The sequence below is a fragment of the Legionella stuttgartensis genome (assembly GCF_977063405.2).
In genome coordinates this window covers 216,204-231,233 of the sequence record NZ_CDRUHA020000011.1, presented here as the reverse complement: position 1 = coordinate 231,233, position 15,030 = coordinate 216,204, and the positions used below count along the sequence as shown (strand labels likewise).

The window sequence follows — 15,030 nt, the reverse complement described above, 5'->3', positions numbered from 1 at the left end:
ATATTCTTTACCCTTTATTTCTATTCTATTCGTTGAAATCGAGGAACTGTTTTTCCATTATGAATGACATTCTCAAAAAACATTTGCATAGGACGAACCCAAAGCTGGTTTTCCCCAAATTGCTCACAATGATAAAGGGCTTTGTACACTATCATTTCTTCATCTGTTTCAGTATGACGCGCTTGGCCAATGACTTCATATAGTTTTTCGTTTTTATAATGCTTGTATTTTCCACATATAATAGGAGCAGCTAACATTTACACCCTCTACCGTAATTCATTGTCACTGATAATGACAAGATTTAGAAAATTATAGAATACAGTTAAGTCCGTTTTAATTGATGAGTTTATTGTACCATTTTTGCATCGGTATGAGGGTTTTGGCAAGCATAGGCTTGGCGTTACATCCAAGCGACAATCTTGAGCAGTACCTAAAAATTGATTATTAACTCGAAAACAGAATTTTAATTCAAGTATCCTCCATTCATCAAATCATGTAGTGGATAGAAGATTCAGAGAGCGATACCCTGGATAGGCCAATCTGATTCTTAATTTATATTTGCAAAATTTATTTTGCGTTCCTTTGGCAAAATGCAGAAATCTTTATGAATTTAACGTAGCATGTAGCGCGTTTCAAATATAATAAGGATTGGTGATGAAAGTCATACATGATGGTGATGCTGCCTATGAAGATATAATGGCATTGTGCTTATTGCTGCTTAATGCTGAAGTAGTAGCCATCACTGTAGCATATGGAGAGTCGACCACCAAAATCGGTGCCGAAAATATGGAGCGAGTATGCCGAATGTTAAAACCTTCGGCAAAAATCCCTGTTGCATACGGGATTAATTCCCCCTCGGATCCACACGGGACTCCTTTTCCAGAATATATTAATAAAGAAGCAAATACTATTTTAAATAATACCGAGGTACCCTCAGTAGCTGATTCTCAAGTGACTGATTCTGCAGTGAAGTTAATGTATGACACTTTAATGTCTAGTGACGAGAAGATAACTATAGTAGCCACTGGTCCTTTAACTAATATTGCCCAGCTTATATCTGCCCATACTGATTGCATAGAAAAAATTGAAAAAATATACATCATGGGAGGCGCTGTAAAAGTACCGGGAAACATATCTGATCTTATCCAAAATACTGAAAATACGACAGCAGAATGGAACATTTACGCTGATCCCAAAGCCGCAAAAACTGTTTTTACTACTCAAAATCTTCCTATAAGACTTGTTCCAATCGACATTACCTGTCAAATGCCTATGACCCGAGAGTTTTATGCACGTTTGGATAAAGAAACGCTACCTTCGTTAAAACTGGTCAAAGCGATGTTAACGTCCTTACTACTAGGAATGGGGGAGAAATTATTTTATGAAAAATTACAATTCTGGGATAGTTTATCAGCCATGATCTCGCTTAACCCGTCGATGGCAACATTTGAGGAGCTCCCACTCACCATCGACCTAAGCACAAGCCAGACAAAAATAGATGAAGCGTCAAACCCTAAGGTAGCTCGTGTGCAGGTTGCAACCACGCTCAACGACGTCGAGGCAGCTTATGATACATTCATAAGATTAATGAAAACAGGAATGGAACCCACCATATCAAGTTCAGCTGAGCTTTGCAGTTATAACGGCACTTTCTTCGGATTATCTAAATCTACAAATCTAACTCATTCCTCAGATCCAGAAATACAACCTATAAGTACACTCACGTGATAAAAACCTCGAGGTTAGGCTTTGAGTTTTGAATTGCAAAATTTAAGGCCTGAGCCCATTTGTTTTGTTCACAATGATAAAGTGCTCTGTACACTATCATCTCTTCATCTGTTTCACTATGACGCGCTTGGCCAATGACTTCATATAACTTATCGTTTTTATAATGCCTTTATTTTCCACATATCATAGGATCAGCTAACATTTACCCCCCCATATGATTCATTGTTATTAAATCTCGAAAAATAGGAATTATAAAATACAGTTAAACCAGCAACAGGCAGCGGTTTAAATCAGTTGATGATTTAATTAAGGGTCTGATATATAACTTTTACTCAATGAAAACCTAGAGATATCTGTATTGTAGCCGGTGTTCATTGAAATCGCAGTTTGAGTGCGTATAATCTTACGTTTTTTATATGCTTACTGGTATGATTACTGTAAAACAACTCAAAGATTTGCTTACTACTTCTCAAAATCAACCAACGATTTTCCCATCCACTTTAGATAATCAAACCATTGAAGTGATGCAGCAGGAGTCTGCCTATACCTTCTCTTTTTTTACTCAATTAACTCAAGGAAAGGATGATGACACTCTTTCTTCAGAAACTATTGGCAAAATTAGAAGCTATTTCAAAGACCGTTGGGCTACCTTGAAAAAATCGAATCTTGCCTATACGCGTTATCCTTTTTTGCCAGTAAATCAGTTCTGTCTAAAAGTAGCAGAAGAGATAGCTGGGCCCAAAGAAGCGATCTGCCAAATTTTAATGCCAGGTCTTATAGGGGTGAATCGAGAGTGCCCCTCTCTTAAATTTGAAACGGAAGTCGATGGTCATTTTGAATTGGAAAACTATATTATCAACCAAGATTATACACGGTTGATTCCAGTGGAGGAAATCTTTCAGACGGCGGCTATTAACAGCAACCACGTACTCGCAGATTTTCAGCCTGCTGAGACCACTTTACCTTATCAACTTGGTGGTAGGGATTTTCTCAACCTGGAACAAGTGGCCGGAGAGGCGAGCACGACTTTTATCCGTGTTTTAAAGCAGCACCATGCCCAACAGTATGATGACAATTCACTAGGGTTTGCGATAAAAAAGCTGGCAACAGAGATGAGAAAAAGCTCGGCAGTGGATGCGGGTAATGAGGACTGGGCCGATAATGAGGTGGTTGCTGATGCGATTAAAACGTTTTATTTACTGTGGCGCAGTTTATCAAAAGACCTTCCTTTACCCCAGGAAGAAGACAACCTCCTGGAAACAAACAAATTAGTGAAAGACCTTCGGCTGAAATCATATGGGCGCGGCAACGTGACTCTGGAGAGTTATTTTTTAGCTGTATTTGTACGTCATAAAGACTGTCCATTGACAGAAGAAGAATTAAAGCGACAACAAGAAGAAAATATTTTCCCTTGTGCCTACCAAATCTCTGATTGTTTATTTGAATTCCTCGTTCAATATCCAGGACTTTATAAAATCTCGGTTGCTACAAAAGAAAAACAGACGCAAGATTTACCTTCATTGAAGTCTTTATTACCCAAAGTGTTAGAGGGATTGGTGCATCGACCACCAATGCTGAACGGTGATAATACCAGGTTGTTTGAACGAGTAACGAAATTGGTACTACGAAGCGCTGCTGATAATATGAGCGCCGCAGCTGATTTCATAGCGCCACAGATAAAGAGCTATGAGAAATTTAAAGGGCTAACGGATACTCCTGCACTGTTTGACGCAGTTGCTACACGTGTTCAATCTCGCCTGGCTGCATTACCGTTTATGCCTGGAATCCATCAGTTGCTCAGATTTTTTTCCAATGAGCAGCAACAACTCATAGTCGATGCCACGTTTGAACAATTGATTCAGGAATATAATACTCCAAAAAAATATCAGAAATTGATTTCCGAACTTCACAATCCAGCAAAAATTAGTTTTAAAAGAAAATATGCTGAGCGCTTAGCTGCTTCAATTAACTCACCCCAGGATTTCTTGGCTTTGCAAAAAAGAGTGAGCAAAGATTTAATGACTGAGGTATTCGAGGGACTTGAGTCCAAATATCCTATATTGCTTGATAGTTATGAAAGTGTTTGCACCATACTTCTTGCATGTTCCAGTGTTCAACAACAAAAAGTTATTAACTTTATTAAGCCTCATTTATATGAGTGGCTAAATGCTGGAAATTATGATTCTTTTACTAAATTGCTTCACTTCTTTGTTAAATTTAATCTTTTAACGATAATGTCAGAACAAATAAAAAGTAAGTGTCACTCCTTTGTGGACTGGAGAAAACACTACTTTGCTTGGAAACGCTGTAGTTCGATTCAATCTTTATTATTAGGTCAACTATTTTCCCAGTTTAAACATGAGATAAAAGATAGCGACAACTTATTTCCATTGGTACAAGAAACTACGGGGGACGGACAATTACAGCTTATCAAAGCTTTTCAATCTCTTATCAACACTAAAGAATTATTTGAAAAATATTTAGCTTTGATTCCAAAATCCAGTTATGCAGACTATATATCGTCAATTGCATTGGATTCTTTTGTTTCTTCCTTATCAGAGCTCCAGGAGATAGCAGATTGCTTTTCATCAGACCAACTTCGAAATAGTGTTTTTGCACAATTTAATCCAGAAAAATTAAATTGTACGAAAGAAGAGTTCGCTTTATTAACGCAAAATAAATTCGAGTTCCATCGCTTAGAGGAGGTTGCGCAAAATTTTGACCCGAAAATAGCTATAGACAGTTTAGAGACTTATCTTCAGGTAATGCGCTTCATGAATCCCTCACAAAGTTTTTTTTCAGCTCCCAATCAAACAAGGGGAAAAAAAGCTAGTGATTTAATCAACATGTTAAAAAATGAACGCCTAACATCGTTTGAAAAAATTGCTGCATTAGAGGAAGCAAAAAAGGAAATTGAAGAGGAATACAATTCATTTTATACAGCTCGGTCTAGTCGATTATATTCCTGTATCTGTAAAATTTTGGATGAAGCTCAAATCCAAAAGGAAAACATCGTCGATGTTAGTCATAGAACTGATTCTATTTTCAAACTAATGTTGGGGTAAGTGGAACAATCGAACACGAAAGCCCATTTATTTTAATCTATGGCCTAGTCATTTCGCATACACCAAACGTAGGCGGGGCCTTGGCCTCATACCTGCGCGTGCTTATGCATAGCTAATGCAGACCGCTATAATTATCTTTAAAAACAGCACATATAGGGTCAGGCCGAGCTATCCCGTCAAATTTTTTAAAAAAATGTATATTAAACAAATAGGATATAAGTTTGAAAAAATAGACATGCATGAATGTAGATCTAATTCGTTTCGCTAAAAAAGAATAAAAAGGAAACATCATACAAATTACGGGGGACACGCCTTGAATTTTGAATTGCGACTATGAAACTAATAACAACTTTTAAATTCAAAATTCAAGGACTTACCCCGTTGGTGTTCTTTTGATCTCTCATCAAATCGCAGCTCTGGACATGAGAGTTTTGCTCAAATTTAAAAAATGAACAAATATTGCTCAAAGAATCGGTAGTGCTTTGGTTATCTAAATGAACGGGGATGGCTTTTCGCTGTGTCCCAGTTAAATAGTTGTTGGTCAAATAAACGATATCTTCTAAAGTTACAGTCGATGGACTTGATTGATATAGTATTAATTGAAAAAGTTCAATAGGAACTTGGGGAAGTACAGGAGGTGGACAGCAGTAAAACGCATATATTAATGTCTTTAACTGATTAACGAAGGCCTTACGTTGTTGTAAAATATCGCTTTCAATGGTAAGCAATCGCGTATATTCATAAAATACTCCTATCTTTTTTCCATTCTCAAAATCATTTTTAGAGAAATAGTGAATTAAAGGGGTATTAGCCATACCTACTGCTTTCGAATTGGTTCGATAGGGTGTTGTGATAAAGTAATTCAATTGAAAACTTTTATGTGGGTCGTTTAACTTATTTTGATCAAAAAAAGCAGTACAATGCCCTATTAACGCTTTTATTAGAGTGTTTTCTGGCTTGATGTGACCTCTAACTGGCTCCTTAAATAAATAATTACCAACTAAAATATTTAATGCATCAATATTGGCATCATCAGGCAACTCTCCAATAAATTGTCCATTTAATTTAATAATGAACATTTTGAAATCTACGGTTGGTGAAAAAATGAATGGTAATTCATCAACTATCGTAAAAGCAAGAAACTCTTTAAATACCTGAACCTAGAGCGTCAGACCTTGAATCTTGCATTACAAACTAAGAGCCTAATAAAAACCATTGACTTCAAAACTCGCTCAAGTATTTCATTCCATAGCAAGTGAATTTGCTATAATGGTGATATCCGAAAGTTGAGAATTGGATCATATGATTGGAAATCAGATAAGCCCACAATGCGACAAATTGAATTACATGATTTACCTGATCATCTTACGGAAATTGAACATAAACAACTCAGAGAGCATGAGCTTAAAATAATTAAAGAACATTTGGCAGAATATTATATTAATCTTAGAAATATCGATGCATTAGAACTTAATTCAAATCTAAAACCTAATTATACATAAGGGAGCACCTACATAAGGTCTTTCCTTTTGCTGAGGAACCTCGGGGCCTGGGATGAGCTCCTGAATGAAGATCACTTTCATCATCTTAAATGCTCATGTTCTTCAAGTAGATGAGGAGGAGGTCCTTTCCTTGATATAAAAAGCCATGTGGCGAAAAATCCTAATCCTAATCCGATGATGGTATTAATAAATCGTGAAGCCGTTATTGTAAGGCTTGTGCCCTCGCTGGATCCTGAAAGAAGCATAATACATACGGCAATAGCCAAAGTATTGGCTGCTTTTCCATAGACATCGTTAGTAACCATAATATACCCACAAAAGAAAAAGGTCATTGATAGAGGAATCAGAGTTAACCACTGGTGATTGCCAATTAAAAACGCGGAAATGGTTCCAATAGCTGCGGCTAGTACATGTGCTAGAAATCTAAACCAAATTTTTTCTTTTACGTTGATTATGTTTTCCTCCATTATAAAGAGACAACAAATCGTAACCCAAAATCCCCCCGGATATTTCAAATACAACCAAGGCAAAAAAGTGAGGCTCGCTGTAAAACCAATTGCTATAGCTGTTTTAATTAGATATTTATTTTCGTACCAGTTAAATAGCAACTCAAAATTGTTGAGAAACTCCATTTTTAAATTCTCTTTAACGGGTTCATTTTTTTGAAAGAAAAATCTAAGGAGGATATTGACTAGTAATATTGCTAATATTCCAACCAGAACATCAATAATTCTATGTAAAATAATGGTGGTGATAGGCTCATATTGCGCAGAACTGGATAGAATGATTATTACAGTTATTCCAATAATAATACCGCAATAACTAAGAAATGATCGCTGCAATGAAAGATAGCTAACAAGAGAAATAATTATAAAAAAGCATACAATTAATATTAACGCATTGTGGCCAGCGAGCCAAAAGGATAGATAAGCAAGGATTGCACCAATGAGTGTGCCAGTGCTTCTAGCAATAGCTTTTAAATAAGTGTGGGTTAATCCGGGGCGGGTCACGGCAGCGACGCTAATAACAGCCCAAAAACTATAAGACCAAGGAACAATGAATGAAAAGATACAAGCAATAAGTCCCGCAAGAGTCATTTTTGATGCTGTTAATAAAGCGGATAAAGTTTTATTTTCCATAATTCGATTAATCATCCAACTTTTTAAAAATTTAACTCTGGTATATTACCATGTTAGTGAAATGAAAATGAATGATTTAAGTGCCCCTCTACTTTCTACAGTCAATAAGAAATGCAATCATCTTTGGAGAATTATTCGAATAAAATTTCGGGGGCAGGCCTTGAGTTTTGAATTGCAAAATTCAAGGCAGAGCATCAGCAAAAGTTTCCATGCATCACTTTCAGATATATTTAAACTTCCTCCTGCTAAAACAATAACTTGCTCAATAATTTTTGGTGGTAATGGCAGCTTGATGCAACTTTCTTTCTGGAAGATATTGAACCAAATGGAGTTCTCGGCATGGTTCTACTACTAAGGGATACTTGCTTTTGGACTTTTTGAAAGCTTCGATCAGTTGATCGGAATATTTTTGGTATAAATGTAGAGTCATATCTGATGGTAGGGTATCCAAAGAAACATCGAGTGTTTTTCTTAGTTTTACGATATCAGGAGGTGTTTTCTATTGGTCCTTTAGTGAAAAAACTGTATACGCGCAATCATCGAATGAACGATTTCCATGAATAATATTGCAGCAATTTTTCTTATTTAAGGAAAAAACTTTATATATCTCTTAAAAGATCAACTAATAAATTGATTGAGTTAGCAAGCGCTATTTGTTCCTCTACAGTTAAAACCTGAAGGTTATCGTTCAATCTATTATGCAGAAGATAAGGGGCAGCAGAAACAAACTCTTTTCCTTTTTCTGTAATATCGATATAAATAATACGGCGGTCCTGAATATCACGAGTTCGATTAACAAATTGTTTTTCTTCTAGTCGGTCAATTACCCCTACAATAGTGCTCATTGATAAATAAATTCTCTTTGAAAGAGTAGATATGGTCATCCGCCCATTTTCATAAATTTCATACAAACAGACCATTTGAGGAACAGTTAAGCCATAGCATTTGTTTAATCTTCTGGAATGATAATCCATCTGCTGCATAATTTTTCGTAAGGCAAGAATGATGCTTTTGGAACGCTGCTCTGACTGTTGAGCAGCTGTTATTTTATCGTCTAGCGATTTTTTCTCGATATCATTCATGGATCACTCTTTACCTATTAACGGTTGCAATGAATTAATTTACCCAGTACCATGACAAATACTTTGTGTACAAATCATATCAACAGATATGAATTTTTAAGGGCATTAACTATTGTATCCAAGTATTCAATATAACTATAGAAACATCATCAAAAATAATATTGAAATTAATCCTCAATACACCAGTCGCTTTAGTAATTCTCAAGTATCATCAACAAAGGGAGGATTATCGAATGGATAATCAAATTAACAAACTCTTAAAATCAACCAAGGATGCATCGCAATTGACCTGCACCTCTACAGAGGAAGAAATTTATTTTAATAGTAATGGAGTATTAACATTAGGAGTTGAAATTGAGCTCCAGCTCATTGACGCTAAAAATTATAATTTATGCTCAAGAGCAACTGATGTACTTAATGCTACAGCCCATCTTGAAAAAATTAAACAAGAGTTTTATTTAAGTACTATAGAAGTGACTACAGATAAATGCACCACTACCCAGGAAGTTGAAGACGATCTCTATAAAACACTTGCTTCTTTACAATTAGCAACAAAGGATTTAGGGATTTTATTTTCCACAACTGGTTCTCACCCCTTCTCTAAATACTCTGATTGGGTAGTCTCTCCTACGACTCGTTATCAAGAGCTAATTGATCGTAATCAATGGCTTACCCGACGTATGAGCGTATATGGCTTACATGTTCACATTGGTATGTCCAGTGGTGAAGACTGCATACGTTTTAACAATTTTTTTATGTATTTTTTGCCTCATTTATTAGCGCTGTCTTCGAGCTCTCCGTTCTGGCAAGGAATAGATACAGGGCTTGCCTCTTGCAGACCAACTACCTATGAAGCGTTACCAACTGCAGGACAACCCTATCATGTTCGAACATGGCAAGACTTTGAGCATCTATATAAGTCATTAAAATTATGTGGTTCGATTAAATCGCTTAAAGACTTATGGTGGGATTTAAGGCCAAGTCCTGGTTTTGGAACATTAGAAATTCGTGTTTGTGATGGAGCAGCCACTTTATCAGAGACGCTTGCTTTAGTTGCCTTTATTCATACACTTGCCCGTTGGTTTGCTGATAATGGGGGTTGGCTTGAATCAGTCGCCTATCCTCCTTATTGGCTTTCTCGTGAAAATAAATGGAGAGCCATTCGTTATGGTTTGGATGCTGAACTAGTAATGAATACTGAAGGTAAAACCAAATTGATGCGTGAAGATATCCATGAATGGTTTGAAAAATTAAAACCATACATCAAAAAATTGGACTATCAAACTTATTTTTCCACCCTTAAAATGATTATGGACTCAGGCACAAGTTCTGAACGACAACGCAAAGTATTTGCTCATAATCATTGCCTTAAAGATATTGTGAAGCACAACGTCAGTGAGTTTTTACTTCAAACCCCTCTATACAGACGCGAGTCTGTTATTACACCCTCTTAATGGGAGCGGCTGTTTAATAAAAACAATCGAGGAGGATAATAATAATGAAACAAGTAACTTATACATCAAAAAAATTAGGTAATGTAACTATTAAAAGTGAATTGAATCATTACACCATTTATTCGAATAGATTAGAAGCCAGATCCCTTAATCAAGATGAAGAGAGCTTTTTAATTGATAACTATACTCGTCTATTAGCAAAATATGAAAATATAAAGATGTTTGGTGAAGGAAAGACCTGGGAATCCTCTGCCGTAGAAGAGTTCATACAAGATGAAACGAAACGTTGGAACTCTGGTAACAAATTCTCGGTGCTCTCAATTTACCATTCAACTACTCAAGAATTTATTGGTTATCTCCACATAAAACATTCTTTAGATGATTTCTCCCATGTGGGGGTCGGCCATCAAAATGTCGGTGAAATTGCTTATATTATTGATCACGCTTTTTGGGGAAAAGGTTATGGAACTGAAATTGCAATCTTAGGGAAAAAGTTTATAAAACATATTATTTCTGAAAGTGAGAATGAAACCTTAGAAAAAAACATTAAAGAAATCGTTGCTACAGTTCACCCTTCAAATGAAGGTTCCAAAAGAATCTTACATAAAACACTGAAACATCAGGAGCAGGAAGAATTTACTAAGTTCTGTGATAAACCACGCCTATTATTTTTTAAACCATTAAAAACAAATGTGACCCTAGATGAACCTAGCGTTTTAGCTGCAAAATTGTAACAAAGGAGGAGTAACAATGTGTGGTATTGCCGGTGAATTCCAATTCAATAAAAAAAATATTCCACTTATTAATCTAGAAAAGGCTCTACTTAGGCAGTTTAACCGAGGGCCTGATGACGGTCATATATACCTCACGAAAAGTTTGGCGCTTGGGCACAGAAGACTTAAAATTTTTGATTTATCAAATCTAGGAATGCAACCCATGGTTGATTCAGATTTAGGTTTGGCGTTGGTTTTTAATGGAGCAATTTATAATTTCACTGAGTTACGTGATGTTCTAAAATCTAAAGGATACTCTTTTATTTCCAATAGTGATACAGAAGTACTTCTTAAGGCCTATCATGCTTGGGGAAAAGATTGTTTACATCGAATCAATGGTATGTTTGCTTTTGCAATCTGGGAACAAAATACAGGTAAATTGATACTTGCCCGTGATCGATTAGGCATTAAACCACTATATTATTCTGCTGATGCAAATTATGGATTCAAATTCGCATCCACATTACCCGCTTTAATTGAATTTGGTAATATCGATACTTCAATTGATAAAATTGCACTTCATTATTACTTAACCTTTCATGCAGTTCCTGAACCGCTTACCATTTTATCGGGTGTAAAAAAACTCTCTCCAGGTTTTCTCATGACTGTTCATCCTGATGGAAAAATTGAGGAGGAGAGTTACTGGGATTTAAAATTCGAGAATACAAAAGCAGAGCATTATCGTGATGAAAATTATTGGATAAAAGAAACTTATGAAGTATTAAAATCAGCAACTCATCGCCAATTAGCAGCAGATGTTCCAGTGGGCATCTTACTTTCTGGTGGATTAGATTCTTCATTACTTGTGGCGATGGCTTCTAAACTTGGACAACAAGAAATTCAAACATTCTCTATTGGATTTGAAGGTGCGAATGGAGAGCAAGGTGATGAATTCTTATATTCGAATCTTATTGCTTCAAAATTTAATACGCAGCATCAGCAAATGTTTATTTCAAATAAGCAGTTAGCCTATTCATTGGGAAACTGCATTTCTGCAATGTCAGAACCTATGTTGAGTCATGATAATATTGGTTTTTATCTTCTTTCTCACGAGGTATCCAAACATGTTAAAGTAGCTCTTTCCGGTCAAGGTGCAGACGAGATTTTTGCGGGTTATCATTGGTTTCAAAACATACATGTAAATCCAGCTTTACCATCACAATCAGCACAAATCATTTTTAACAAGGTAGCTGATCGTTCGTTTAAAGAATACCAGCAACTTGTCATGCCAGACCTCCAAACAACATTTCATGCTTCGGATTTTTTAATTAAGCTGTGTGAAAAAAATAACTCTAGAAACCCTATCGATAATCTACTTAAATATGAAAGCACCTTCGCATTAGCAAATGGTCCTTTAAGCCGAGTTGATAATATGACAATGGCAGCAAGCCTCGAAGCAAGAGTGCCCTTTTTGGATGAAATGGTGCTCAAACTTGCAACTTCTATGCCTCTTCAATATAAATTGCCTCAAGGTGGTAAATATATTTTAAAACAGCTTGGAAGGAAAATGCTTCCTAAACAAATTGTAGATCGTCCTAAAGGATATTTTCCTGTTCCAGCGTTGAAATATTTAGAGGGAAGTACTTTAGAGTTGATGCGTGAGGTACTTTCTCCTGAAAACATAAAACAAAGAGGTATTTTTAATTCACAAGCAGTTCAAAGCTTATTTACAAATTCAGCAAAGAATTTTACGCCTTCAGGTATTTCTAAGCTGTGGCAAGTTGGTTTGCTTGAGTATTGGCTGCAACAACATAAATTATAAATAGATACATTTTTTAACACGAAATCTTTAGAGGTAGAATATGAAAATTAGAGAAATAAGTAACAAATTTTTGGGAGTTAATTTCTTATTATGGTCGATCTATTCTAATAGCATATCTGGTACCTCAAATTGTTTATTTGATCTCCCTCCTGGTGAGCAATTTCTTATGCAGGGAAATTTTAAATGTACAAAAAAACTGGTATGTAATTTGGAATCCAAAGAACAAAATACTGACAATTTATTAAGTTTTATTGCAATAAAAAATAAAAGCATTATTAATAACTTAACTATGCCAGAAGGCACTGTAATGGTTTTATTTACCACCGATAATTTTGGGGATGGTTTTTCATTTGAATTAGAGCCTGAATCTAGCTTAGGAATTACCAATGACTCTGAAGAGTTGGTTAGCCTAAATTGTTGCGATAAAGTTTCTATTCAACAGACAAATACTACATACCAAGAAATACAACACAATGATACGTAGACTGCCGCCCGGAATCTACGAAGTATCGATATGCTTTATGTTCCATTGTGCACCCGAAATATACTGCATCATACTTGCACCCGAGCACCATTTTAGAGCCAATTGAGAAAACACCAACGACAAATTTTACAGGCGATGATCTACGAACAAAAATTGGGCGCTCATGGAGTAGAGTACCCTCAATTTCCTGAATATCATTTCCTGACGCTTCGGTTGCAACCCATTTGACCAAAGCCAATGCGATAAAACCCATGACCATCGTTGTGAGTGCAGAACGATATCTATATCTAAACCTTTTGACTCTGCAAAATTAAACCAGCTGATTAAAGCATTATCTGACCAATGGATTACCAGTTGCAATAATGAACCCACAGTACCTGTTAATATGCCTAATAAAATCGAAAGGCGTATAAATTTTAGATAATTGCAAAAAATATTTTTACTATTTTCTTTTAAATTAGTTCATTTTTACTAACTAAATATCAACTCTTTTATGAGATTTTCAAATTTGGCACTAACTTTTCATTTTTTGAAAAAATACTCTACAGTTATACAGTAACTAAATACACAGGAGGCATTAATGGATAAATTTGAAAATAGATTAGCTTGTGTGATCAATGCCGATGGTACAATTGCACGTGGGTATATGATAGATAAGTGCGATTTTGACGGTGTTAATAAATACATTATTACCTGGAAAATTAAATTACAAGAGGAAGCAAAAACAAACTTTGCAGGCACAATCGGTAGTTCAATGTATGAGAAAGTCTCGCCTGGACTAATCACTGTAGGCTTAATGGAAGATCCCTTGCAGATGCAAGTGCATACCTATAATCCAGATGGCACGCCTGCAGCTCGCCCATTTCATATAGCTGTTTTTAGAGATTAACTTAATGCATATACAGAGTGTACTTCGGGGGCAGGCCTTGAATTTTGAAGTTAAAGATTCTTACAATTCAAAATTCAACGCCTGACCCATTCTTTCTAAACTAAGATCCAACATTCCATGAATAATATACTAGACTTATCTATATTAACGGATGGAATAGGTTAAAAATGAAAAGGATTGCTTTAGAAGAAGCGATTGTTGTTCCTGGTCGAGACTTAATTTTGGAGCACAAAAGTCATTTCGAATTTAATCAAAATTTAGCTCTTTTAAAAGATGTACATAAGCTAAGACTTGAAAGTATGGATGAAGCGGGAATCGATTTATCAGTGATTTCTGTAACGACTCCAGGATTGCAGTCATTAGCCCTAGCATCGCAATTAGAATCGTGCGCCCAAAAGTGGAATGACTACTTAATAGACTGTGTTACTCGATCCCCAAATAGATTTCGTGCCTTTGCCTGCGTCCCCACTTATGCCCCAGAGCTTGCCATCAAAGAGCTTGAACGCATTCATGGTGCTCAAGAAATCGTTGGCTGCCTAATTAATGGATACGATAGCAGTAGCTATACACCAGCAAAATACCTGGATGAAAAGGCTTTTGACGAATTTTGGGGATACATTCATGTCAATAACATCCCCGTTTATATACACCCCAGAGGGATTCCTGAAGAAAGAGTAGCGACCTATTCACCCTACGCAGCATTACATGGCTCAACATGGGGATTTCATATTGAAACAGCCGAACATGTTTTGCGCTTAATGCTATCAGGACTTTTTGATAGGTATCCAAACCTTAAAATTATCATTGGACACATGGGGGAAATGCTTGCATTTTGGGCTTGGCGACTTGATCATCGACTAAAAGAAGAAGGTTGGCGTGAAAAATTAGAATGTAAAAAAACAATTACAGAGTATCTAAATACTAATATATTCCTAACAACAAGTGGTTTTTTTGATACTCCGTCCTTGATGCATGCAATTTCTACAGTTAGTGCAGATAGAATCATGTTTTCAGTTGACTACCCTTACGAAGATAATTTAAAAGCAAGCCAATGGTTCGATTCTGTGCAATTGGACGATGAAGATAAAATGAAAATAAGTTACTTAAATGCTGCTAACTTACTCAATATCTAAATTCTACGAGTCCTTTTTG

At 36.0% G+C, this 15,030-nt stretch carries 15 protein-coding genes and 1 pseudogene; 10 read left to right on the top strand and 6 right to left on the bottom strand.

Translation table 11 applies throughout. The features are described 5' to 3' along the window. Positions 1–20: 20 nt before the first annotated feature. On the bottom strand, positions 21–257 hold the full coding sequence (locus tag ACWTEW_RS03345) for a DUF1653 domain-containing protein (RefSeq protein WP_454780342.1): 237 nt from the start codon (positions 255–257) through the stop codon (positions 21–23). A 397-nt stretch (positions 258–654) separates the two neighbouring features. On the opposite strand from ACWTEW_RS03345, the gene ACWTEW_RS03340 reads away from it, so the two are divergent. Beyond that, positions 655–1,728 carry a nucleoside hydrolase gene (locus ACWTEW_RS03340; protein ID WP_454780341.1) on the top strand — a complete coding sequence of 358 codons (1,074 nt, stop codon included), beginning with the start codon at positions 655–657 and terminating at the stop codon, positions 1,726–1,728. On the opposite strand, the pseudogene ACWTEW_RS03335 reads toward ACWTEW_RS03340, so the two are convergent. Beyond that, positions 1,721–1,885: pseudogene (locus ACWTEW_RS03335) on the bottom strand (DUF1653 domain-containing protein); the annotation flags it as partial. The gene ACWTEW_RS03340 and the pseudogene ACWTEW_RS03335 overlap by 8 nt on opposite strands. A gap of 259 nt (positions 1,886–2,144) precedes the next feature. On the opposite strand from ACWTEW_RS03335, the gene ACWTEW_RS03330 reads away from it, so the two are divergent. Next, complete coding sequence (locus ACWTEW_RS03330) at positions 2,145–4,793, top strand: hypothetical protein (RefSeq protein ID WP_483099558.1); 2,649 nt, start codon at positions 2,145–2,147, stop codon at positions 4,791–4,793. A gap of 365 nt (positions 4,794–5,158) precedes the next feature. Here ACWTEW_RS03330 and ACWTEW_RS03325 read toward each other — a convergent pair whose 3' ends face one another. Further along, a complete protein-coding gene (locus ACWTEW_RS03325) occupies positions 5,159–5,872 on the bottom strand; it encodes a hypothetical protein (protein ID WP_454780339.1) in 714 nt (237 codons plus the stop codon). Between the two features lie 249 nt (positions 5,873–6,121). Between ACWTEW_RS03325 and ACWTEW_RS03320 the strand changes: the two genes are divergently transcribed. Next, positions 6,122–6,295: a hypothetical protein gene (locus tag ACWTEW_RS03320; RefSeq protein ID WP_454780338.1), complete on the top strand. Its 174-nt coding sequence runs from the start codon at positions 6,122–6,124 to the stop codon at positions 6,293–6,295. A gap of 80 nt (positions 6,296–6,375) precedes the next feature. On the opposite strand, the gene ACWTEW_RS03315 is transcribed toward ACWTEW_RS03320, so the two are convergent. Continuing rightward, positions 6,376–7,434, bottom strand: a complete 1,059-nt coding sequence (locus ACWTEW_RS03315) for an FUSC family protein (protein WP_454780337.1) — start codon at positions 7,432–7,434, stop codon at positions 6,376–6,378. Positions 7,435–7,501: 67 nt separating this feature from the next. Between ACWTEW_RS03315 and ACWTEW_RS03310 the strand changes: the two genes are divergently transcribed. Beyond that, positions 7,502–7,789 (top strand): hypothetical protein, encoded by a 288-nt coding sequence (locus ACWTEW_RS03310; RefSeq protein WP_454780336.1) that lies wholly within the window; start codon positions 7,502–7,504, stop codon positions 7,787–7,789. A gap of 244 nt (positions 7,790–8,033) precedes the next feature. Here the strand turns inward: ACWTEW_RS03310 and ACWTEW_RS03305 are convergent, their stop codons facing one another. After that, positions 8,034–8,516: a MarR family winged helix-turn-helix transcriptional regulator gene (locus tag ACWTEW_RS03305; protein WP_454780335.1), complete on the bottom strand. Its 483-nt coding sequence runs from the start codon at positions 8,514–8,516 to the stop codon at positions 8,034–8,036. A gap of 233 nt (positions 8,517–8,749) precedes the next feature. On the opposite strand from ACWTEW_RS03305, the gene ACWTEW_RS03300 reads away from it, so the two are divergent. Genes ACWTEW_RS03300 through ACWTEW_RS03285 form a run of 4 tightly spaced genes read left to right on the top strand, consistent with a single transcriptional unit; the run spans position 8,750 to position 12,989 of the window. Continuing rightward, positions 8,750–9,970, top strand: coding sequence for a carboxylate-amine ligase (locus tag ACWTEW_RS03300; protein ID WP_454780334.1), 1,221 nt, complete (start codon positions 8,750–8,752; stop codon positions 9,968–9,970). Positions 9,971–10,014: 44 nt separating this feature from the next. Further along, positions 10,015–10,704 carry a GNAT family N-acetyltransferase gene (locus ACWTEW_RS03295; RefSeq protein WP_454780333.1) on the top strand — a complete coding sequence of 230 codons (690 nt, stop codon included), beginning with the start codon at positions 10,015–10,017 and terminating at the stop codon, positions 10,702–10,704. A 16-nt stretch (positions 10,705–10,720) separates the two neighbouring features. Continuing rightward, complete coding sequence (locus tag ACWTEW_RS03290; protein ID WP_454780332.1) at positions 10,721–12,505, top strand: N-acetylglutaminylglutamine amidotransferase; 1,785 nt, start codon at positions 10,721–10,723, stop codon at positions 12,503–12,505. 40 nt (positions 12,506–12,545) lie between these two features. Continuing rightward, positions 12,546–12,989, top strand: a complete 444-nt coding sequence (locus ACWTEW_RS03285; protein WP_454780331.1) for a hypothetical protein — start codon at positions 12,546–12,548, stop codon at positions 12,987–12,989. On the opposite strand, the gene ACWTEW_RS03280 is transcribed toward ACWTEW_RS03285, so the two are convergent. Next, positions 12,955–13,242: a chloride channel protein gene (locus ACWTEW_RS03280; RefSeq protein WP_454780330.1), complete on the bottom strand. Its 288-nt coding sequence runs from the start codon at positions 13,240–13,242 to the stop codon at positions 12,955–12,957. The two genes, ACWTEW_RS03285 and ACWTEW_RS03280, sit on opposite strands and share 35 nt — an antisense overlap. Before the next feature lie 327 nt (positions 13,243–13,569). Between ACWTEW_RS03280 and ACWTEW_RS03275 the strand changes: the two genes are divergently transcribed. Next, the gene (locus ACWTEW_RS03275) at positions 13,570–13,878 is read left to right on the top strand and encodes a hypothetical protein (RefSeq protein ID WP_454780329.1); all 309 of its coding nucleotides are present in this window, start codon (positions 13,570–13,572) and stop codon (positions 13,876–13,878) included. Between the two features lie 167 nt (positions 13,879–14,045). Then, entirely contained in the window at positions 14,046–15,011 is a 966-nt protein-coding gene (locus ACWTEW_RS03270; RefSeq protein WP_454780328.1) for an amidohydrolase family protein, read from the top strand. Positions 15,012–15,030 lie beyond the last annotated feature (19 nt).